Source organism: Agromyces sp. Soil535, assembly GCF_001428255.1.
In the GTDB taxonomy this organism is placed as follows: domain Bacteria; phylum Actinomycetota; class Actinomycetes; order Actinomycetales; family Microbacteriaceae; genus Agromyces.
Map to the genome: position 1 here is coordinate 55,199 of NZ_LMRW01000025.1, position 19,769 is coordinate 74,967.

Annotated in this window: 19 protein-coding genes; 13 read left to right on the top strand and 6 right to left on the bottom strand. The window is 71.1% G+C overall.

Annotation, left to right across the window (positions count from 1 at the left end):
- Positions 1-20: 20 nt before the first annotated feature.
- Together ASG80_RS17375 and ASG80_RS17380 are read right to left on the bottom strand one after the other, a co-directional pair.
- On the bottom strand, positions 21-791 hold the full coding sequence (locus tag ASG80_RS17375; protein WP_056733035.1) for an SGNH/GDSL hydrolase family protein: 771 nt from the start codon (positions 789-791) through the stop codon (positions 21-23).
- A 107-nt stretch (positions 792-898) separates the two neighbouring features.
- On the bottom strand, positions 899-1,108 hold the full coding sequence (locus ASG80_RS17380) for a DUF1918 domain-containing protein (protein WP_056733037.1): 210 nt from the start codon (positions 1,106-1,108) through the stop codon (positions 899-901).
- Between the two features lie 172 nt (positions 1,109-1,280).
- On the opposite strand from ASG80_RS17380, the gene ASG80_RS17385 reads away from it, so the two are divergent.
- Entirely contained in the window at positions 1,281-2,651 is a 1,371-nt protein-coding gene (locus tag ASG80_RS17385; RefSeq protein WP_056733039.1) for a GH1 family beta-glucosidase, read from the top strand.
- 24 nt (positions 2,652-2,675) lie between these two features.
- Here ASG80_RS17385 and ASG80_RS17390 read toward each other — a convergent pair whose 3' ends face one another.
- A complete protein-coding gene (locus ASG80_RS17390; RefSeq protein WP_056733041.1) occupies positions 2,676-2,930 on the bottom strand; it encodes a hypothetical protein in 255 nt (84 codons plus the stop codon).
- Between the two features lie 21 nt (positions 2,931-2,951).
- On the bottom strand, positions 2,952-4,499 hold the full coding sequence (locus ASG80_RS17395) for a PucR family transcriptional regulator (protein ID WP_056733043.1): 1,548 nt from the start codon (positions 4,497-4,499) through the stop codon (positions 2,952-2,954).
- Between the two features lie 142 nt (positions 4,500-4,641).
- Here ASG80_RS17395 and gabT point away from each other — a divergent pair, with 142 nt between their 5' ends.
- The 4 genes from gabT (at position 4,642) to ASG80_RS17415 (ending at position 10,460) form a co-directional block, all read left to right on the top strand.
- A complete protein-coding gene (gene gabT, locus ASG80_RS17400) occupies positions 4,642-6,000 on the top strand; it encodes a 4-aminobutyrate--2-oxoglutarate transaminase (RefSeq protein ID WP_056733045.1) in 1,359 nt (452 codons plus the stop codon).
- A complete protein-coding gene (locus ASG80_RS17405) occupies positions 5,997-7,319 on the top strand; it encodes a Glu/Leu/Phe/Val dehydrogenase (RefSeq protein ID WP_082590576.1) in 1,323 nt (440 codons plus the stop codon). Before gabT ends, ASG80_RS17405 begins: the two co-directional genes overlap by 4 nt.
- A 49-nt stretch (positions 7,320-7,368) precedes the next feature.
- Positions 7,369-8,847, top strand: a complete 1,479-nt coding sequence (locus ASG80_RS17410) for an NAD-dependent succinate-semialdehyde dehydrogenase (RefSeq protein WP_056733049.1) — start codon at positions 7,369-7,371, stop codon at positions 8,845-8,847.
- Positions 8,848-9,095: 248 nt separating this feature from the next.
- On the top strand, positions 9,096-10,460 hold the full coding sequence (locus tag ASG80_RS17415) for an NAD(P)/FAD-dependent oxidoreductase (protein WP_056733051.1): 1,365 nt from the start codon (positions 9,096-9,098) through the stop codon (positions 10,458-10,460).
- A gap of 233 nt (positions 10,461-10,693) precedes the next feature.
- Here the strand turns inward: ASG80_RS17415 and ASG80_RS24200 are convergent, their stop codons facing one another.
- A complete protein-coding gene (locus ASG80_RS24200; RefSeq protein ID WP_056733053.1) occupies positions 10,694-12,331 on the bottom strand; it encodes an amidohydrolase in 1,638 nt (545 codons plus the stop codon).
- Positions 12,328-13,560: an MFS transporter gene (locus ASG80_RS24205; RefSeq protein WP_056733403.1), complete on the bottom strand. Its 1,233-nt coding sequence runs from the start codon at positions 13,558-13,560 to the stop codon at positions 12,328-12,330. Before ASG80_RS24205 ends, ASG80_RS24200 begins: the two co-directional genes overlap by 4 nt.
- Positions 13,561-13,693: 133 nt before the next feature.
- Between ASG80_RS24205 and ASG80_RS17430 the strand changes: the two genes are divergently transcribed.
- The 8 genes from ASG80_RS17430 (at position 13,694) to ASG80_RS17465 (ending at position 19,755) form a co-directional block, all read left to right on the top strand.
- A complete protein-coding gene (locus ASG80_RS17430; protein ID WP_056733055.1) occupies positions 13,694-14,308 on the top strand; it encodes a TetR/AcrR family transcriptional regulator in 615 nt (204 codons plus the stop codon).
- 218 nt (positions 14,309-14,526) lie between these two features.
- Positions 14,527-14,973 carry a MaoC family dehydratase N-terminal domain-containing protein gene (locus ASG80_RS17435; RefSeq protein WP_082590578.1) on the top strand — a complete coding sequence of 149 codons (447 nt, stop codon included), beginning with the start codon at positions 14,527-14,529 and terminating at the stop codon, positions 14,971-14,973.
- Positions 14,973-15,401, top strand: coding sequence for a MaoC family dehydratase (locus ASG80_RS17440; protein WP_056733059.1), 429 nt, complete (start codon positions 14,973-14,975; stop codon positions 15,399-15,401). The genes ASG80_RS17435 and ASG80_RS17440 overlap by 1 nt, the downstream gene beginning before the upstream one ends.
- On the top strand, positions 15,401-16,597 hold the full coding sequence (locus tag ASG80_RS17445) for a UDP-N-acetylmuramate dehydrogenase (RefSeq protein ID WP_056733062.1): 1,197 nt from the start codon (positions 15,401-15,403) through the stop codon (positions 16,595-16,597). Before ASG80_RS17440 ends, ASG80_RS17445 begins: the two co-directional genes overlap by 1 nt.
- 84 nt (positions 16,598-16,681) lie before the next feature.
- Positions 16,682-17,197 (top strand): hypothetical protein, encoded by a 516-nt coding sequence (locus ASG80_RS17450; RefSeq protein ID WP_056733063.1) that lies wholly within the window; start codon positions 16,682-16,684, stop codon positions 17,195-17,197.
- A gap of 70 nt (positions 17,198-17,267) precedes the next feature.
- Positions 17,268-18,149, top strand: coding sequence for a DUF4097 family beta strand repeat-containing protein (locus ASG80_RS17455; RefSeq protein WP_056733065.1), 882 nt, complete (start codon positions 17,268-17,270; stop codon positions 18,147-18,149).
- Between the two features lie 23 nt (positions 18,150-18,172).
- A complete protein-coding gene (locus ASG80_RS17460) occupies positions 18,173-18,997 on the top strand; it encodes an ABC transporter ATP-binding protein (RefSeq protein ID WP_056733067.1) in 825 nt (274 codons plus the stop codon).
- On the top strand, positions 18,994-19,755 hold the full coding sequence (locus tag ASG80_RS17465) for an ABC transporter permease (RefSeq protein WP_056733070.1): 762 nt from the start codon (positions 18,994-18,996) through the stop codon (positions 19,753-19,755). Before ASG80_RS17460 ends, ASG80_RS17465 begins: the two co-directional genes overlap by 4 nt.
- The last annotated feature ends 14 nt before the right edge of the window (positions 19,756-19,769 follow it).

Consider the following 19,769-nt stretch of genomic DNA (forward strand, 5'->3'; position numbering starts at 1 on the left):
GCGGGCGGACCCGGCGCGCGTCAGCGCGCGGCATCCGGAGCCAGCGGCTCGAGTGTCGGGCGCTTGGCGGTGCGCCCGTCGCCCGATGAGCGACCGGTGAGCCTGCGCCCGATCCACGGCAGCACGAACTCGCGGTAGTACGCGGCCGTGTTCCGGCTGCGCGGGCCGGCCGGCGCGGCAGCGACCTCGGCGACGCCCCACTCGTCGGGCACGTGCACGCCGAGTGCGGTGAGCACGTTGCTCGCCACACGCGCGTGGCCGAGCGCGTTGAGGTGCAGCTTGTCGGGCGACCAGTAGCGGATGTCGCGAAGTCCGCGATCGTTGAAGTTGTCGACGAACGTCACGCCCGGAAGCTCGGCGAGATCGACGAGCGCCGCGGTGAGCCGCGCGCCGCGTGCGTCGAACACACGCCCCAGTGGCAGGTGATCGCTGGGATTCGCGCCGCTCAGCATGAGCACGTCGATGCCGTCGCCGCGGATACGGTGCACCGCCTGCCGGAACCGCTCGGCCACCCGCTCCTCGGGCATGCGCGGCCGGAGCATGTCGTTGCCGCCGCCGTTGAAGCTGATCGCCTCCGGTCGCAGCGCGACGGCAGCTTCGAGCTGCTCGTCGACGATCGGGCCGAGCTTGCGACCGCGGATCGCGAGGTTCGCGTAGCCGATCGGCTCGCGAGCCGCGAGGGCGAGGCCCATCGCCACGAAGTCGGCCCAACCCCGCGTCGAGCCGTCGGGGAGCTCGTCGCCGACTCCCTCGGTGAAGCTGTCGCCGATGGCGACGTACGAGTGGAACATGCTCCCACGCTAGCGTGACGATGCCGCCGGTCGAGGGGCGCGCCGACGGCACGCCTCTCGAGCCCCACCCGCGGCGGATCTCGATACGCGTCGCGCCGCGCGCGGCGCTACTCGATCGGCGAGGCGTGCGCCTGGTGCTCGTGCTCGAGCTCGCAGTCCGCCCCGGGGTAGAGGAGCGTCTCGTGGCCGTCGTCGAACCTCACGAGGAACGGCGGACTGCCATTCTCCCCGCGCACCTCGAGGATCTCACCGTGTCGATCGGCTTGGCCGACCTGCTTGCCATGGATGACGAGGCGTTCGCCGACGTTCGCGTGCATCGCGTCCTCCTCCCGCTCGTTCCAGCGTACGCCGGGCGCTCGGCGCGCGGAAGGTGGGGCACGACCTTCCGCCGTCGCGCCGGCGAGGCTAGGGTGATCGAGTGGGTCGCGTGACCCACTCGATCACCGACGGCGGGTCGGGGCATCCGCCAGCGACGACAGCGAGATACAGATGGCCGACGCGCTCTCCGACCTTCCCGCCTTCCCGCCGGGTTTCCGCTGGGGCGCCGCGACCGCCGCGTTCCAGACCGAGGGTTCGACGGATGCCGACGGCCGAGGTCCGTCCATCTGGGACACCTATTCGCACACCCCCGGTCGCATCCTCGACGGCGCGACCGCCGACGTCGCCGCCGACAGCTACCGTCGGTACCGCGACGACGTCGCGCTCCTGGCCGACCTCGGCGTCACCGAGTACCGCTTCTCCATCTCGTGGACGCGGGTGCAGCCGACGGGCGCCGGGCCGGCGAACGCGCCGGGCCTCGACCACTACGAGCGCGTCGTCGAGGCGCTGCTCGCCGCGGGCATCGCGCCGCTGCCGACCCTCTTCCACTGGGACCTGCCGCAGCCGCTCGAGGACGGCGGCGGCTGGCTCGCCCGCGACACCGCGGCGTGCTTCGCCGACTACGTGGCCCTCGTGCTCGAGCGTCTCGGCGACCGGGTGCCCCGCTGGATCACGTTGAACGAACCTGCCATGACGACCATCCAGGGATACGCCCTCGGCACGCAGGCACCCGGGCGGGCGCTCATGATGGGCGCGCTGCCCACCGCGCACCATCAGCTGCTCGCACACGGACTGGCGGTCGCCGCGATCCGGGCCGCGGGAGACGCCGACGTCGGCATCACGAACAACCACACCCTGGTGGTGCCGGCGACGGATGCCCCGGCCGACCGTTTCGCCGCATCGGCGTTCGACGTGGTCTACAACCGCATCTTCGCCGACCCCGTGCTCACGGGAGCGTATCCCGACCTCAGCGGGTTCGGGCTCGACGCCTTTCCCGGGTTGCAGTCCGGCGACCTCGAGACGATCTCGGCGCCCCTCGACTTCTACGGCGTGAACTTCTACAACCCGACGCGTGTGGCCGCGGCATCCGCCGGCTCGGAGTTCGCCGCGGCCGGCCTGCCCTTCGAGCCGGTCGACTTCGACGGCGTGCGGGTGACGGGGTTCGGCTGGCCGATCGTGCCGTCGGCGTTCGCCGACGTGCTCGTGGGCCTGCAGGACGACTACGGCGACCGCCTGCCGCCCATCATGGTCACCGAGAACGGCGCCTCGTTCCCCGACGAGGTCGTGTCGGGTGGGGTGCACGACGTCGAGCGGATCGCATACCTCGACGCGCACCTCCGGGCGCTTCGCCACGCGATCGAGTTCGGGGTGGACGTGCGTGGCTACTTCGTCTGGTCGCTCATCGACAACTTCGAGTGGGCGGAGGGGTACACGCAGCGCTTCGGACTCGTGCACGTCGACTTCGAGACGGGCGCGCGCACCCGCAAGGACTCGTTCGCGTGGTACCGGGAGCTCATCGCGCGCGATCGCGCCGCGCACTGACGTCGGGTTGCCACCTCGTCGGCGTCAGCGGGCGCTCGCGTCGGCCAAGCGGTTCATGGCGATGCGGTTCATGGCGATGAAGAGCCGCTGCTTCCGGGTGTTCTGGAAGGCGGCGCACCGCCACGTGTCGTCGTCGCGCACCATCACGAAGGTCTGCACCTTGTCGTGCGGAATGCTTGGACGACGGGCCTGCTCGCCGACCTCGAGTCGGGCGAGCTCGCGTGGCCCGCCGACTTCGGCGACCTGCCGATACCCGGAGCTTCCTGAACGAGCGCCCACCGGACGCCACGCCGACGACCCTCAGTCCACGGCGAGCAGCGCCGCCCACAGGTCGGCGCGCGCGTGGAACCCCGAGAGGTCGCGACCGAGGAGCCGCTCGGCGAGCGCGACCCGGCTCCGCACGGTGTGCCGGTGCACGCCGAGGGCCTGCGCGGTCGCGTCGAACTGGCCGCCGTGCTCGAGCCAGGCCCGCGTCGTCACGAGCAGGGCCGTGCCGTGCGACGCGTCGTGCTCGGTGAGGGGCGCGAGCGTGGCCAGCGCCACGGGACGTGCATTCGTGCGGGCGAGGAACGCGAGCACGCCCTGCCGGCTGATCTCGTCGAACGCGACCACGCCCGACCCCGTCTCTCGCGCGCGCTCGAGCGCCCGCATGGCCTGCTCGTGCGCCACCGCCACCGCGTCCGCGCCGACCGCATCGGAGACACCGACGGGCAGCTCGAACTCGGTGGCGACCTCGTCGGCGAGGGCGGCGTCCGCCTCCTCGAGCACGAGGACCACGGTGTCCTCGTCGCGGCCGAAGAAGAGCCGTCCGCCGCGCTCCTCGACGCGGAGCTCGAGCAGCTCGGTGAGCCGGTCGACGTGCAGGGCGGGGGCATCCGTCACCGCGACCCGCAGCGGCGCGGCCGGGAGCGGTCCCCACATCTCCGTGGCCACCCGCTCGGCCAGCGCGGTGTCGCCCGCGAGCAGGCCGCGCAGGAGCCCGGTGCGCAGGTGTCCGCGGGCACGGTCGAGGTCGCGGTTCTGCTCGAGGGCGAGGCCGGCGAGGGCGATCACCGAGGTGACCACCTCGCGCCCGGCCGCGTCGAGTTCGGCGGAGTCGCCGATGGCGAGCACGCCGCGCAGCGCCCCGCCGCTGCCGAGGGTCTGCAGGGTGACGCGGTGCGGCGTGCCGACCGACTCGCCCGCGACGAGCGTGCGGCTGGCGCGCTGCCCGCGGCGCAGCATCGAGCGCGCCTCGCCCACGACCTCGCCGAGGGCGGGCTGGCCGAGCCCGTCGGCGGGCGCTTCGCGGTCGAGCGAGCCCGACGCGTCGATGAGCCCGACCCACGCCCCGATGCGGTGTGAGAGCTCGGCGAGCGTCGCCGACAGTCCGTCGGGCCGGATCGCGGCGAGCGAGATCGCGCGCTGCGCGGCGAGCGCCCAGGCCTGGCGGGCATACACGTCCTCGGCGAGCAGGTCCGCCACGAGCCGCGCGATGGCGATGAACGGCACCCGGTACGGCACCTCGAAGAGGGGGAGCCCCTGCGAGGTGCACGCCGCGACGAGCGCCTCTGGCGTGCCGGCGCGGATCACCTCGGTGCCGAATCCGAGGGCGGCGACCCCGCGCTCGCGGAGCCGCCGCACGTAGTCGTCGGCGAACGCGGCGTCGGCGTCGCCCTCGCCGAACTGGGTGCCGGTCGTGAGCAGCACGTGACCGGCGTCGAGCCAGGGTGCCGGATCGGCGAGGTCGGAGCTGTGCGCCCAGACGACCGGGGCGGCGAGCGCGGCGGGCGGCAGTCCCGACGCGGGCGTGAGCAGCGTGAGGGCGAGCTCGTGGCGGTCGAGCAGGGTCTGCACGGTCGGCTGCACTGGTGCTCCTCGATCCGCGGCGGTGTACGCGATGTCCAACGGGATGCACCTGAGTGTACACGCGGGCGCTGGGGCATCCGTCGGGCCCGACCTAGCATTGGCGGCATCCGCCACCGTCGTCACCTCGCATCGGAGCAGCCCCATGACCCTCGTCGACACCCCGGCCGTCGTCGCCGGAGGACCGGCGCTCGCCCAGGAGCGCCGCCTCGTCACCGCCATCCCCGGCCCGCGCTCGCAGGAGCTCATGGCGCGCAAGGCCGAGGCCGTCGCCGCGGGCGTCGGCACCACCATTCCCGTCTCCGTGGTCGCAGCAGGCGGCGGGGTCGTCGTCGACGCCGACGGCAACTCGCTCATCGACCTCGGCTCGGGCATCGCCGTCACCGGGGTCGGCAACGCGAACCCCCGCGTGGTCGAGGCCGTCACCGCGCAGCTCAACGCCTTCACGCACACGTGCTTCACCGTGGCGCCGTACGACGGCTACGTCGACGTCGCCGAGAAGCTCAACGCGCTCACCCCGGGCGACCACGTCAAGCGCTCGGCGCTCTTCAACTCGGGAGCAGAGGCCGTCGAGAACGCCGTGAAGATCGCCCGCCACTACACGAAGAAGCAGGCCGTCGTCGCGTTCGACCACGCCTATCACGGCCGCACGAACCTCACCATGGGGCTCACCGCGAAGAACATCCCGTACAAGAGCGGCTTCGGCCCGTTCGCCTCCGAGGTGTACCGGGCCCCCCTCAGCTACCCCTACCGTGACGGGGGCCTCTCGGGCGCCGAGGCGGCGGCCAGCGCCATCACGCAGATCGAGAAGCAGGTCGGTGCCGAGAACCTCGCCGCCATCATCATCGAGCCCATCCAGGGCGAAGGCGGCTTCATCGTGCCCGCTCAGGGCTTCCTTCCGGCGCTCGTCGAATGGGCACGCGCGAACGACGTCGTGTTCATCGCCGACGAGGTGCAGACCGGCTTCGGCCGCACCGGCGCATGGTTCGCGAGCGACCACGAGGGCATCGTGCCCGACCTCGTCGTCACGGCGAAGGGCATCGCGGGCGGGCTGCCGATCTCGGCGGTCACCGGCCGCGCCGAGATCATGGACTCCGCCATGGCCGGCGGCCTCGGCGGCACCTACGGCGGCAACCCGCTCGCCTGCGCCGCAGCCCTCGCCGCGATCGAGTCGTACGAGGAGGACGGCCTCATCGAGCGCGCCCGCGAGATCGGCGCCGTGCTCCTCGGCCGCCTCAACGCGCTCCGCACCGCCGACGCCCGCATCGGCGACGTGCGCGGCCGCGGCGCGATGGTGGCGATCGAGCTCGTGGACCCGGCCACCGGGGCGCCCGACGCAGCCCTCACGTCGAAGGTCGCGGCGCACGCCCACGCCAACGGCGTGATCGTGCTCACCTGCGGCACGTACGGCAACGTCATCCGCTTCCTCCCCCCGCTCACCATCTCCGACGAACTGCTCATCGACGGCCTCTCGGTCGTCGCGGAAGGACTGAAGAACGCATGACCGACGTGCTCGCGGCGACGACGTTGCCGACCGCAACGGATGCTGCGCCAGGCTCGGCCCACACCGTCGACACCCACATCGCCACGCCGCTCACCGACGCCCGCGCCCAGCTGGCTGAGGCGATCGGACTCCTCGGCTACGAGACCGGCCTGCACCAGATGCTCGCGACCCCGCGCCGCGAGCTCACCGTCGCCGTGCCGCTGCGCCTCGACTCTGGTGAGAGCCGGCTCTACGTCGGCCACCGCGTGCAGCACAACTTCTCTCGCGGCCCGGCCAAGGGCGGCCTGCGCTACGCGCCGAACGTCAACCTCGACGAGGTGCGCGCGCTCGCGATGTGGATGACCTGGAAGTGCGCCCTGCTCGACGTGCCGTACGGCGGCGCGAAGGGCGGACTCGCGATCGATCCCCGCGAGCACTCCATGGCCGAGCTCGAGCGCGTGACCCGTCGCTACACGAGCGAGATCCTGCCGATCATCGGCCCGGAGCGCGACATCCCCGCGCCCGACATCGGCACCGACGAGCAGACGATGGCCTGGATCATGGACACCTACTCCGTGAACTCCGGGTACACGGTGCCCGGCATCGTGACCGGCAAGCCCATCTCGCTCGGCGGTTCGCAGGGGCGGGCGAGCGCGACCAGCCGTGGGGTGACCCACATCGCGCTCGCCGCGCTCCGGCACGCGGGACTCGACCCCGCCCGGTCGACGGCCGCAGTGCAGGGCTTCGGCAAGGTCGGCGCGGATGCCGCACGCTTCCTGTCCGAGGCGGGCGTCACGGTCACCGCAGTGAGCGACCAGTACGGCGCAGTGCTCAACGTCGCCGGACTCGACATCGAGGCGCTCACCGACCACGTGCGCGCCACCGGCACCGTCGTCGGCTTCGCGGGCGCTGAGGCGCTCGACGGCGCCGAGCTGCTCATCCAGGACGTCGACCTCCTCGTGCCCGCCGCCGTCGAGGGCGTGCTGCACGACGGCAACGCGCCCGACGTGCTCGCGAGCGTCATCGTCGAGGGCGCGAACGGCCCCACCACGCCTGCGGCCGACCGCATCCTGCGGGAGCGCGGCGTCCTCGTGGTGCCCGACATCCTCGCCAACGCAGGCGGCGTCATCGTCTCGTACTTCGAGTGGGTGCAGGCCAACCAGGCCTACTGGTGGCGCGCCGACGAGGTCGAGTCCAGACTGGAAGAGCGGATGTTGAGCGCCTGGCAGCACGTGCTCGGGTACGCCCAGGCCCGCGGCCTCTCGCTCCGCACCGCGGCCACCGCCCTGGCGGTCGAGCGCGTCGCCGAAGCCCACCGCCTGCGCGGTCTCTACCCCTGATCGGAACCACTCACACCGTCCGGCCTCACACGAAACGGAACACGTCACCATGACCGACACCCTGCAGAACACCACTGAGTCCGCACTCCTCGGCCGCGTCGCCGACGGACTCCTCATCGGCGGCGAGTGGGTCCCGGCCGAGGGCGGCAGGACCTTGGCCGTGTCCGACCCGTCGACCGGTCGCACGATCAAGGAGATCGCGGATGCCTCGCCCGCCGACGGCATCCGCGCACTCGACGCCGCCGTGGCCGCCCAGGAGGGGTGGGCCGCGACCGCACCGCGCGAGCGCGGGGAGCTGCTGCGCCGCGCGTTCGACCTGCTCCAGGCCCGCAAGGAGGACTTCGCCCTCCTGATGACGCTCGAGATGGGGAAGCCGCTCCAAGAGGCGCGCGGCGAGGTCGCCTACGGCGGCGAGTTCCTGCGCTGGTTCGGTGAGGAGGCCGTGCGCATCTCGGGACGCTACGGGCTGAACCCCGAGGGCACGGGCCGCATGATCGTGTCGCAGCGTCCCGTCGGCCCGTCGTTCCTCATCACGCCATGGAACTTCCCGCTCGCGATGGCGACGCGCAAGATCGCGCCGGCGCTCGCCGCGGGCTGCACGGTCGTGATCAAACCGCCGGCGCTCACGCCCCTCACCACGATCGCCTTCGCGCAGCTGCTCGAGGAGGCCGGCCTGCCGAAGGGTGTCGTGAACGTGATCCCCACGAGCACCTCGTCGAAGGTGTCGGCCCCGATCATCGCCGACCCGCGCCTGCGCAAGCTCTCGTTCACCGGGTCCACCGAGGTCGGCCGCGCCCTCATGCAGCAGGCCGCGCAGGGCATCCTCCGCACCAGCATGGAGCTCGGCGGCAACGCGCCGTTCGTCATCTTCGAGGATGCCGACCTCGACAGGGCGGTCGACGGCGCGATGATCGCGAAGTTCCGCAACATCGGGCAGGCGTGCACCGCCGCGAACCGGTTCCTCGTGCACGAGGCGGTCGCCGACGAGTTCGCCAAGCGCGTCGCGGAGCGCGTGCGGGCCATGAAGGTCGGGCGCGGCACCGAGGAGGGCGTGAACATCGGACCGCTCATCGACGCCAAGGCGGTCGCCTCGACCGACGACCTCGTGCAGGACGCGGTGGGCCGCGGCGCCACGGTGCTCACGGGCGGCACCCGCATCGACGGTGACGGCACGTTCTACGCGCCCACCGTGCTGGCGGGCGTCGCGGTCGGCAGCCGGATGCTCCGCGAGGAGATCTTCGGCCCGGTGCTCGGCATCACCACGTTCGCCGACGAAGACGAGGCCGTGCGCCTCGCGAACGCCACCGAGTACGGGCTCGTCTCGTACGTGTTCACCCAGGACCTCGCGCGCGGCCACCGCATGATCGAGCGCCTCGCGACGGGCATGATGGGCCTCAACACGGGTCTCGTCTCGAACGCGGCCGCGCCGTTCGGCGGCGTCAAGCAGTCGGGCATCGGCCGCGAGGGCGGACTCGAGGGCATCCACGAGTACCTCGACACCAAGTACACGCTCATCCCCGTGAGCTGACCGACACGAGCGGATGCCGCAGCCGACACGCCGCGGCATCCGCCCCTCTGCTGTTCAGAATTCAGGAAACGCCGCGGCATCCGCTCACTCGCGGCTTTTCGCAATTCAGGAGCGGTTGCCGGGGTCGGAGCCGGACGCCACGCGTTCTACCCTCTGACGGAACGGCACCGCCCCAAGACTCCTGAATTCTGCACGGGGCACTGCCACAGTGTTCCTGAATCCTGCAAGACGAACGAAAGACAAGAGACATGGAACGCATCGACTGCGACGTCGTGATCGTGGGTGCCGGGGCATCCGGCCTCACCGCCGCCACCCGACTGAAGGACGCCGGCCGCTCGGTCGTGGTGCTCGAGGCGCGCGACCGCGTCGGCGGACGGCTCTGGACCGACGACGTCGACGGCGCCATGCTCGAGATCGGCGGCCAGTGGGTCTCGCCCGACCAGGACGCGCTCATCGAGACGCTCGACGCGCTCGGCCTCGAGACCTACCCGCGGTATCGCGAGGGCGTGAACATCTACATCGGCCCCGACGGCGAGCTCAAGAAGTTCGAGGGCGAGATCTTCCCCGTTCCGCCGGCCACTGAGCACGAGATCGTCACCCTCATCGACAAGCTCGACGCACTCGTCGCCGAGATCGACCCCGACCGCCCCTGGGATCACCCGCAGGCGAAGGACCTCGACGAGATCTCGTTCTCACGCTGGCTCGAGACGCAGACCGACGACGAGGAGGCGCGCGAGAACATCGGCATGTTCATCGCGGGCGCCATGCTCACCAAGCCCGCGCACGCGTTCTCCGCCCTGCAGGCGCTGCTGATGGCGGCATCCGCAGGCTCGTTCTCGAACCTCGTCGACGCCGACTTCATCCTCGACCGCCGCGTCGTCGGCGGCCTGCAGCAGGTGCCGCTGCTCCTCGCCGAGCGGCTCGGCGGTGGGGTGCGCCCCGGCCAGGCGGTGCGCACGCTGCGCTGGCACCCGGATGCCTCGGAGCGGGGCGTCGTCGCGGTGACCGACGACGTCGAGGTGCACGCGAAGCACGTGGTGCTCGCGGTGCCGCCGATCCTCATCAGCCGCATCTCCTACGACCCACCGCTGCCGCGCCGGCAGCAGCAGCTGCACCAGCACCTCTCGATGGGCCTCGTCATCAAGGTGCACGCCGTCTACGAGACGCCGTTCTGGCGCGAAGCCGGCCTCTCGGGCACCGCGTTCAGCCCCTACGAGCTCGTGCACGAGGCCTACGACAACACCAACCACGAGGATCCGCGCGGCACGCTCGTGGGCTTCGTCGCCGACGAGGAGGCGGACGGCGTCTTCTCGCTGAGCGCCGAGGACCGCAAGGAGCGGATCCTCGAGTCGCTCTCGCACTACTACGGCGAGCAGGCGCTGCATCCGGTCGTCTACTACGAGAGCGACTGGGGCTCGGAGGAGTGGACCCGTGGCGCCTACGCGGCGAGCTTCGACATGGGCGGCCTCGCGCGCTACGGCGCAGACCTGCGCACGCCCGTGGGGCCCATCCACTTCTCGTGCAGCGACATGGCCGGCAAGGGCTACCAGCACGTGGACGGCGCCATCCGCGTCGGTCGCGAGGTCGCCGACGAGATCCTCGCCGCGTCGTGAACCCGTGACGGATGCCGCAGCCCGCCGCATGGCGTGACCCGGTTCTTCACGCCGGGTGACGCGACGGGCGGCTCTGAGGCCGACCCGATTCCCGAGTCGGTCGGTGACGGCGAAACGTCGCAGATGCGGGGTCGTACCCTGCATCCGCGACGTTTCGATGGACGAGGTCGTCAGGCGACGTCTCGATGGGACGAGGTCGTCAGGCGACAGCGCGCGCCGCGTCGACGTCCTCCTCAACCCGCTCGAGGTGTGGCCCGGGGTGCTTCGTAGGCCGTGACGCCCGCCACCACGGTGCGCACCACGCGTGCCTCGAGCAGGACCGCCTCGCCTGCGGCGAACGGGTCGCGGTCGAGCACCGCGAAGTCCGCGGCGAACCCTTCCGCGAGCCTGCCGCGCACGTGCTCCTCGCGGCAGGATGCCGCCGCGTCGTGGGTGGCGTGCACGATCGCGTCGGCGAGCGGCACCGCGTACTCGGGGTGGTTCGCTGGGAACGACCCGTCGAGCGCCGAGCGCCGGGTGCTGGCCACGTAGAGGTTGGGCAGGGCCTCGTGCGGGGCGGTCGGGGCATCCGTCGAGAACGCCAGCAGCGCACCCGCGTCGGTGAACTCGGTCCACGGGAACCCGCGGTCGGCCCGCTCGTCGCCGAGCATCGCGGCCCAGTTCGACCAGATCGCCGGGTCGGCGTGCACGGGCTGCATCGAGGCGGTGACCCCGAGCCGCGCGAGGCGAACGACGTCGTCGGCGGCGACGGACTCGAGGTGCTCGATGCGGTGCCGCCGGTCGCGGTCGCCGTTCACGGCATGCGCGTGCTCGAGCGCGTCGAGTGCGATCCCGCTCGCGCGGTCGCCGATCGCGTGCATCGCGACCTGGAGGCCCGCGGCATCCGCTGCCGCGACGACCGGCTTCAGCGCATCGAGCGGCCAGATCGGCTCGGCGTTCGATCCGTCGGCATACGGATGCCGCATCGCGGCCGTGCACGCGTCGATGACGCCGTCGAGCACGAGCTTGATGCCGGCGACGCGCAGCCACGGCGAGTCGACGTCGCGCGCGAGGTCGGCGGTACGCGCGACCTGCGCGAGGTTGGCGGCATCGTCGCCCGTGTTGGCGACGAACCAGTGCGCCACCACGCGGATCGGCAGCCTGCCGCCGCGGCGGTCGGCCGCACGCCGGAACGCCGCGAGCCCGAGCTCGTCGAACGCCATGTCGACGACGCCGGTCACTCCCGAGGCGAGGTAGGCCTCGATGGTGCGCTCGACCGCGACGTCGCGGTCGGCGTCGGTCGACTGCGCGGCGAGCTGCTCCCACACGAACTGCTGGGCTGCGGTCTCGTAGAGCATGCCATCGGGCTCACCGTCGGCGTCGCGTCCGATGCGCCCGCCGAGCGGGTCTGGCGTGTCGCGCGTGATGCCGAGCTCGGCGAGCGCCGCCGTGTTGACCCAGCACGAGTGGTAGTCGTTCGCGTCGAGGTACACGGGGATGTCGGCGACGACCGCGTCGATCATGCCGGCGGTCGGAGCGCCTGGCAGCGAGTCGAACAGCCAGCCACGGCCGAGCAGCCGCGGGGCGTCGGGGTCGTCGTCTCGCGCGGCGCGCAGCCGGGCCTGGATCTCCTCGAGCGTGCGGGCGTCGGTGAGTCCGACGCGGCCGAGCGCCTCGCCCATCATCACGAGGTGGGTGTGCGCATCCGTGAAGCCGGGGAGCACGACCCTTCCGTCGAGGTCGACGACCGCGGCATCCGGGCCTGCGGCCTCGCGCGCGCCGTCCGTGTCGCCGACGAAGGCGATCCTGTCGCCTTCTACGACGATCGACTCGGCCCAGGCGGGCTCGTGGGCGGTGAAGATGCGGCCGTCGCGGTAGAGCGTTCGCCTCACGCGGCGACCTCCTCGGCGACCGTGGCGGCCGGCGCCTCGGTGCGCTGCAGGCGGCTCGAGATGCGCGCGACGAGGAAGGCGGGCACGGCCAGCACGAAGCTCGCGACGCCGAGCACGACGGTGAAACCCTGGTAGCCGAACGCCCCCACGAGCGCCGCGCCGATCACCGGAGTGAGGCTCGAGCCCACGAGGTAGACCGCGAACAGCGGACCCGACCAGCGTCCGTCGGCGTCGAGGCCGGCTGAGGTGGCCACGAAGTACATGAACGCGATCGCGTAGACGGTGTTCCACGCGATGAACACGACGATGAACGCGGTCGGCTCGGTGACGAAGCCCTCGACGATCTTGAGGGCGCCGCCGACGACCAGGAGGATCGCGAGCGGCACGGCACGGCCGAGTCGGTCGCCGACGATCATGAGCAGGATGGCGCCCACGAGGCCGCCCGCGGTCGCGCCGCTGAGGGCGATGCCGAGGCCTTCCGGCGTGAGCGCGGCCTGGTCGGCGCCCATGACGCCGGCCATCGCCCACAGCGAGTCCTCGCTCGCGGCCCACAGGGCGAAGGTGACGAGGAGCACGAACCCTGCGATGGTCTCCGCCCGGCGCGGGCGGCTCGCGATGACGGATGCCCCGACCTCGGCGGCCGGGACCGCGACGTGATCGACGGCGGGTGCCGATGGCAGCCACACCGACGCGAACAGCACGGCGAGCGAGAAGAGCGCGAGGGTGCCGAACACGTTCAGCGGGGCGAGCCCGAGGAGCGGGATGATCGCGAGGATGACCGTGACGACCGCGCGGTTGGCGAGGCCGCCGAAGCCCGCGACGCGGTCGGGGTTGACGAACGCCGCGATGGCGGCGCCGGAGGACGACACGGCGCCACCGGCGCCGAGGCCGCCCACGAGGAGTCCGGCCACGACGACCCATGGCGTGGGCACGAGGGCTGCCGCGCCGAAGCCGACCGCGGCGGCCACGAGTCCGACGCGGGCGACGAGCAGGCGCCGCGGGCCGGCGCACAGCTTCGCGGTGGCGAGGCCGGTCAGGGCGGTGAGCAGCAGCGCCCCAGTGACGATCCAGCTCGCCGTCGCCACGTCGGCGCCGAGGGCGGACTGGACGGCGATGATCAGGTACGGCGAGAGGTTCACGCCGAGGTAGCCGGCGATGCCGATCCCGAACGTGGCGACGGCGGTCGGCAGCCGCAGCGGGATGCGGACGGATGGAAGTGATTGGGACACTGGGACCTCCGGGTTCGGCACGACGGTGTGCGCGAGTTAAACGAATGGTATTCGTTTATTATCCATACAGGAGGCCTCGGGGGGAAGAGGGAATTTCCGAACCCGTAGGCTGACGTGGACGAAGGAGGCGCCGATGCCCAGGCCGAGGACCCCGCTGCTGTCGACCGAGCGGATCGCGGACGCGGCGATGGAGCTCGTCGACGAGGGTGCGCCGTTCGGCGTCAACGCGATCGCGCGCCGGCTCGGCGTGACGCCGTCGTCGCTCTACAACCACGTCGCCGGGCGCGACGAGATCATCGAGCTCATGCGGGGCCGGCTCGCCGAGCGCTACATGCCCGTGTCGCCCACCGGAACCTGGGACGAGGTCGTCGAGGCCATGCTCCGCGCCGAACGGCGGATGTACGCCGCGCATCCGTTCCTCATCCCGCTCATCGTCGGCAAGACGATCACCGACCCTTCGGTCATCGCGAGCTACGACCGGCTCGCCACCGTGCTCGCCGAGGCGGGCTTCCCTGAGGAGGAAGTGCTCGAGGTCGTCGCGATCATCGACGCGTACTCGATCGGATTCGGCCTCGACCTCGCGTCGCCCGACGACGTCTGGCTGCCCGAGACGCCCACCGAGACACTCGGCCGGCTCGTCGAGGCGGGTCCCCGCGGCGCGAGGCGCAGCGACCAGGCGTTCGAGTCCGGGCTCGAGATGCTCCTCGACGGGCTGCGCCTGCGGCTCGCCCGCTACGAGCTCGACTGACTCGACCGAGCACCCTTCCGTCCGCGGCATCCGCCCCGTCGCACGCGGCGGATGCAGGAAGAATCGCCGATGCGCGCCCAGCAGGTTCCGCGACATGCCGATCATCAGGTGAGACTTCCTGCAGTTGCAGGACGACCGAGCAGCGGGGGAGCTCGCGGACACGCTGAGCGGGACGCGGGCTCCGCCCGCTCCTCGAACGCGGGTTCTAGACTGTCGGGGTGCCAGTGAACCCCAAGCTGCAGGGGTGGGTCTTCCCGCCCACCGAGCCCTACCTCGTCGGCCGCGAGAAGGTGCGCGAGTTCGCTCGCGCCGTCTTCGCGACGAACCCCATCAACTTCGATCCCGCGGCGGCGAAGGCCGCCGGCTACGACGACGTCGTCGCTCCGCCCACCTTCGCGATCGTCATGCAAGAGCACACGCTCGCACAGTTGCTCGCCGAGCCCGACGCGGGCATCGACTTCTCGCGGGTCGTGCACGGTGACCAGCGATTCACGTCGAGCCGCCCCATCGTCGCGGGCGACCTGCTCACCGCCACGCTGACCGTGCCGAGCGTGAAGACGCTCGGAGGGCACTCGATCGTCACGGCCGAGTCGTCGATCACGGATGCCACGGGCGCCCACGTCGTGACCGCGATCTCTGCGCTCGTCGTACGAGGGGAGGACTGATGCCCGGCACGCCGGCCTTCGACGGCCTCACCGTGGGCGACATCGTCGCCGAGCAGTCGTTCCCGCTCACGCGGGACTCCCTTGTGCGGTACGCGGGCGCGTCGGGCGACTTCAATCCGATCCACTACCGCGACGACGTCGCCCAGTCGGTGGGCCTCCCGGGCGTGCTCGCGCACGGCATGCTCACGATGGGATTCGCCGTGCAGCCCGTCGTCGACTGGGTCGGCGACCCAGGTCGCGTCGTCGACTACCAGGTGCGCTTCACGCGACCCGTCGTCGTCGATCCGCAAATCGGCGCGGTCGTCTCGGTCGTGGCCAAGGTCGGCCAGCTCGACGCCGAGGCCCGCGCGGCGCGTATCGACCTCACCGTCAAGGTCGGCGAGGAGACGGTGCTCGGCAAGGCGCAGGCGCGGGTCTCACTCGGCTGATGACGAGCGACATCCCGTTCTCCGAACTCACCACGCTCAAGGTCGGCGGGCCGGCCGGGGAGCTCGTGACCGCGACGACGCAGCGCGACCTCGTCGACCTCGCCGTCGAGGTGTGGACGAACGGCGATCCGTGGCTCGCGCTCGGCGGCGGCTCCAACCTGCTCGTCGGCGACGAGGGCTTCGACGGCACCGTGATCCGGGTCGCGACGAAGGGCATCGAGATCCTGCCGGTCGAGCCTCCTCACCCCGCGCATCGGGTGCGGCTCCGGGTGCAGGCCGGCGAGACGTGGGACGACCTCGTCGCGTGGGCCGTCGAGCGAGGGTACTCGGGCTTCGAGGCGCTCTCGGGCATCCCCGGATCGGTGGGCGCCGCGCCCGTGCAGAACATCGGGGCGTACGGCCAGGAACTCGAGGCGACGCTCATCGCGATCGAGTTCCTCGATGAGGGAGCGGATGCCCCCCGCCGCATGACCGCCGACGAGCTCGGCCTCGGCTACCGCACCTCGGTGCTGAAGCGGGGCCTGCGCGGCATCGTCGTCTCGGTCGAGTTCGACCTGTACGACACCGACCTCGAGCGCGCCGTGCTCGGCGAGGCGCTCGGCCTGCCGATCGCCTACGCGCAGCTCGCCGACGCCCTCCACGTGAACCTCGGCGACCGGGTGTCGATCTCGCTGGTGCGCGAGAGCGTGCTCGGCCTGCGCGCATCGAAGGGCATGGTGCTCGACGCCGCCGACCCCGACTCGGTGAGCGCCGGCTCGTTCTTCACGAACCCGATCGTCTCCGAGCGAGTCGCGCGCACGCTGCCGGGCGATGCGCCGCGCTGGTACCTCGGCGAGGAGACCGCAGACGAGGTCACCCTGCTCGCAGGCGGGGTCGACGACTCGCCGCTCGACCAGTTCCTCGCGCACCAGGCGTCGATCGCGGCGGTCGACACGAGCACGGATGCCCCGCCCGCCAGTCCGCTCGTGAAGCTCTCGGCCGCGTGGCTCATCGAGCGCGCGGGCATCCGGCGCGGGTTCGCCCTTCCCGGATCGCGCGCCGCCGTGTCGTCGAAGCACACGCTCGCACTGACGAACCGCGGCGGGGCGTCGGCCGAGGAGATCGCGCAGCTCGCCCGTTTCGTGCAGAGCCGCGTTCAGGCCGAGTTCGGCATCGTGCTGCACCCCGAGCCGGTGCTCGTGGGCATCGAGCTGTAGCCGGTTCCCGCGTGGTGTCGCCGTTGACACCATCGTGACGTCAAAGTGCTTGACATGACACCAGGATGGTGTCACCATGGTGTCATGGATCTCACGCAGTATGTCAACGACCTCCGTCGCCAGCTGGAAGTCGCCGCCGAGGCCGGCGGTGACGAGGCCCGGCAGCTCGCCGAGCGCCTCACCGCCCCTCTCGACTCGGCGAGCCGACTCGTGCTGCTCGAGGCGCTGTCCGATGCCGCCGGTGAGATCACCCGAGAGCTCGCACCGGGCTCTGTGGAACTGCGGCTCCGCGGGCGCGATCCCGAGTTCGTCGTCACGCAGGCCGCCGCCCCGGCCTTCGAAGAGGTCGCCGTGCATTCGGTGCCGGCCTCGCCCGTTCCGCCTGCCCCCATCGAGCTCGACGAGGGCAGCACCTCCCGGACCACGCTTCGCCTTCCCGACCATCTGAAGGTCCGGGTCGAGGAGGCCGCGGCGCGCGACGGCATCTCGGTCAACGCCTGGCTCGTGCGCGCCGTGGGCGACGCGCTCGAGCCGAAGGGCCGGCGTGCCGCAGCCCGTGACTCCCCGACAGGGCAGCACTTCACCGGCTGGGTGCGCTGACCGCGCACCGCCCACCACTCATTCGTCGCGGCCACCGGCCCGATGCCACGCACCACCGAAGGAGTCCACCATGCCTGTTTTCGCGACCCCTGAACCGATCTCGGTCACGCTTGACCTCGCAGCCGCCAACGTCCGGTTCATCGCGAGCGACCGCGCCGACACCGTCGTCGAAGTGCGTCCGAGCCGCCCCTCGAAGCCGGCCGACGTCAAGGCGGCCGAACAGGCCGAAGTGGAGTACACCGACGGCGGGCTTCGCGTGCACACGTCGAAGGGCCGGCTGTATTACGCGTGGTTCGCCGCGGGCGAGTCCGTCGACATCACGATCGAACTGCCGACCGGCTCGGCGGTGCGCGGCGAGATCAGCTACGGCAACGTCCGCACCGAAGGCCGCCTCGGCTGGTGCGCCGTGAAGACCGGCGCCGGCGAGATCACGATCGACGAGGCCGGCCCGATCGAACTGCGCACCGGAGCGGGAGATGTCTCCGTTGCGACGGCGACCGGCCACTCCGACATCGAGACGAGGGCGGGCGGTGTCCGCATCCGGCAGGTCGACGGCAGCGCCGCGATCAAGAACTCGTACGGCGATACGACGATCGGCGCGGTGACGGGCGAGCTTCGGGTGAAGGGCGCCTACGGCTCCATCTGGGTCGACCTGGCCCTCGGTCCGGTCGACGTGAAGACCGCCCACGGCAGCGTTCGACTCGACGAGGTCGTTCGCGGCGAGGTGCACCTCGAGAGCTCCTACGGGGCGCTCGAGGTCGGCATCCGCCGGGGCACCGCCGCCTGGCTCGACGTGGCCACGCAGCACGGGCGCGTGCTCAACTCCCTTGGCGCCCAAGAAGGCCCCGGAGCATCCGATGAAACCGCTGAGGTGCGCGCCCGGAGCTCCTGGGGCGACATCGTCATCCGCCGTTCGAACGAACAGAAGACCAAGAACAGGAGCAACTCATGAATCACGAGAGGAGAGAACACGACATGGATATCAAGGTGACGACCACCGAACGGGACCGCGAGCCTGCGATCCGCATGCAGAGCATCGAGAAGTCCTACAAGGATCTGCATGTCCTGCGCGGCGTGGACTTCGAAGTGGCGGCGGGCAGCATCTTCGCCCTTCTCGGCTCGAACGGGGCGGGGAAGACCACGATCGTGAGAATGCTGTCCACCCTGCTCAAGCAGGACGCCGGCACAGCCAGCGTCAACGGGTTCGACGTCGCAACGCAACCTACGAAGGTGCGAGAGTCCATCAGCCTGACCGGGCAGTTCGCTGCGGTCGATGAGATCCTCACCGGTCGGGAGAACCTGGTGCTGGTTGCCAAGTTGCGGCACCTGCACGATCCCGGCCGGATCGCGGAGGACCTTCTCGCCCGCTTCGACCTCGCCGATGCAGGTTCGCGGAAGGTGTCCACGTACTCCGGGGGCATGCGCCGTCGCCTGGACATCGCGATGAGCCTGATCGGGCAGCCGAAGGTGATCTTCCTCGATGAGCCGACCACGGGCCTGGACCCCGAGGGCCGCCTCGAGGTGTGGCAGGTCGTCAAGGAGCTCGCCACCCGGGGCACCACCGTGCTGCTCACCACCCAGCACCTCGAAGAGGCCGAGCAGCTCGCGGATCGGATCGCCATCCTGCACCAGGGGCACATCATCGCGAACGGCACCCTCGCCGAGCTGAAGCAACTCCTGCCCCCGGCGCAGGTCGAGTACGTCGAGAAGCAGCCGAGCCTGGAGGAAGTCTTCCTCCAACTTGTGGGCAACGACGACAAGAACGACGACAAGGCACAGACACGGAAGGACCAGTCATGAGCACCCACTTCTTCGCAGACACCGCCCTGTTGACGGGCCGGTCCATGCGGCACATCCTCCGCAGCCCGGACACGATCATCACGACCGCGATCACGCCGATCGCCATCATGCTGATGTTCGTCTACGTGTTGGGCGGCGCGATCCAGACCGGCACCGACAACTACGTCACCTACCTGCTGCCCGGGATCCTGCTGATCGCGATCGCGTCGGGCATCGCATACACCGCTTTCCGGTTGTTCCTCGACCTGCAGAGCGGCATCTTCGAGCGATTCCACTCCATGCCGATCGCACGATCGTCCGTGCTGTGGGCGCATGTCCTGACCTCGCTGGTCGCCAACGGGATCACGCTCGTGATCATCGTGGGGGTCGCGCTCCTGATGGGGTTCCGCACCTCGGCAGACCTCCTGGCGTGGCTCGCCGTCGCCGGGATCCTGGCGTTGTTCACCCTGGCACTGACCTGGCTCGCCGTCATCGCCGGCCTTTCAGCGAAGTCCGTTGACGGTGCCAGCGGATTCTCCTACGTGCTGATCTTCCTGCCGTTCATCAGTTCGGCGTTCGTCCCCACGGACACCATGCCGGGTCCGGTGCGCGTGTTCGCTGAGAACCAGCCGGTCACCTCGATCGTCAACACGATCCAGGACCTGTTCGCAGGACAACCGGTCGGCAGCGACATCTGGATCGCGCTCGCCTGGTGCGTCGGCATCCTCGTCATCGCCTACGTCATCGCCATGGCGGTCTACCGGCGCAAGATCGCCTGAGAACGCAGCGGACG

What these genes read in the sequence shown, in the direction of transcription:
- ASG80_RS17375 (WP_056733035.1), bottom strand. Translation starts at nt 791, where the DNA reads ATGTTCCACTCGTACGTCGCCATCGGCGACAGCTTCACCGAGGGAGTC.
- ASG80_RS17380 (WP_056733037.1), bottom strand. Translation starts at nt 1,108, where the DNA reads ATGCACGCGAACGTCGGCGAACGCCTCGTCATCCATGGCAAGCAGGTC.
- ASG80_RS17385 (WP_056733039.1), top strand. Translation starts at nt 1,281, where the DNA reads ATGGCCGACGCGCTCTCCGACCTTCCCGCCTTCCCGCCGGGTTTCCGC.
- gabT (WP_056733045.1), top strand. Translation starts at nt 4,642, where the DNA reads ATGACCCTCGTCGACACCCCGGCCGTCGTCGCCGGAGGACCGGCGCTC.
- ASG80_RS17405 (WP_082590576.1), top strand. Translation starts at nt 5,997, where the DNA reads ATGACCGACGTGCTCGCGGCGACGACGTTGCCGACCGCAACGGATGCT.
- ASG80_RS17410 (WP_056733049.1), top strand. Translation starts at nt 7,369, where the DNA reads ATGACCGACACCCTGCAGAACACCACTGAGTCCGCACTCCTCGGCCGC.
- ASG80_RS17415 (WP_056733051.1), top strand. Translation starts at nt 9,096, where the DNA reads ATGGAACGCATCGACTGCGACGTCGTGATCGTGGGTGCCGGGGCATCC.
- ASG80_RS17430 (WP_056733055.1), top strand. Translation starts at nt 13,694, where the DNA reads ATGCCCAGGCCGAGGACCCCGCTGCTGTCGACCGAGCGGATCGCGGAC.
- ASG80_RS17440 (WP_056733059.1), top strand. Translation starts at nt 14,973, where the DNA reads ATGCCCGGCACGCCGGCCTTCGACGGCCTCACCGTGGGCGACATCGTC.
- ASG80_RS17445 (WP_056733062.1), top strand. Translation starts at nt 15,401, where the DNA reads ATGACGAGCGACATCCCGTTCTCCGAACTCACCACGCTCAAGGTCGGC.
- ASG80_RS17450 (WP_056733063.1), top strand. Translation starts at nt 16,682, where the DNA reads ATGGATCTCACGCAGTATGTCAACGACCTCCGTCGCCAGCTGGAAGTC.
- ASG80_RS17455 (WP_056733065.1), top strand. Translation starts at nt 17,268, where the DNA reads ATGCCTGTTTTCGCGACCCCTGAACCGATCTCGGTCACGCTTGACCTC.
- ASG80_RS17460 (WP_056733067.1), top strand. Translation starts at nt 18,173, where the DNA reads ATGGATATCAAGGTGACGACCACCGAACGGGACCGCGAGCCTGCGATC.
- ASG80_RS17465 (WP_056733070.1), top strand. Translation starts at nt 18,994, where the DNA reads ATGAGCACCCACTTCTTCGCAGACACCGCCCTGTTGACGGGCCGGTCC.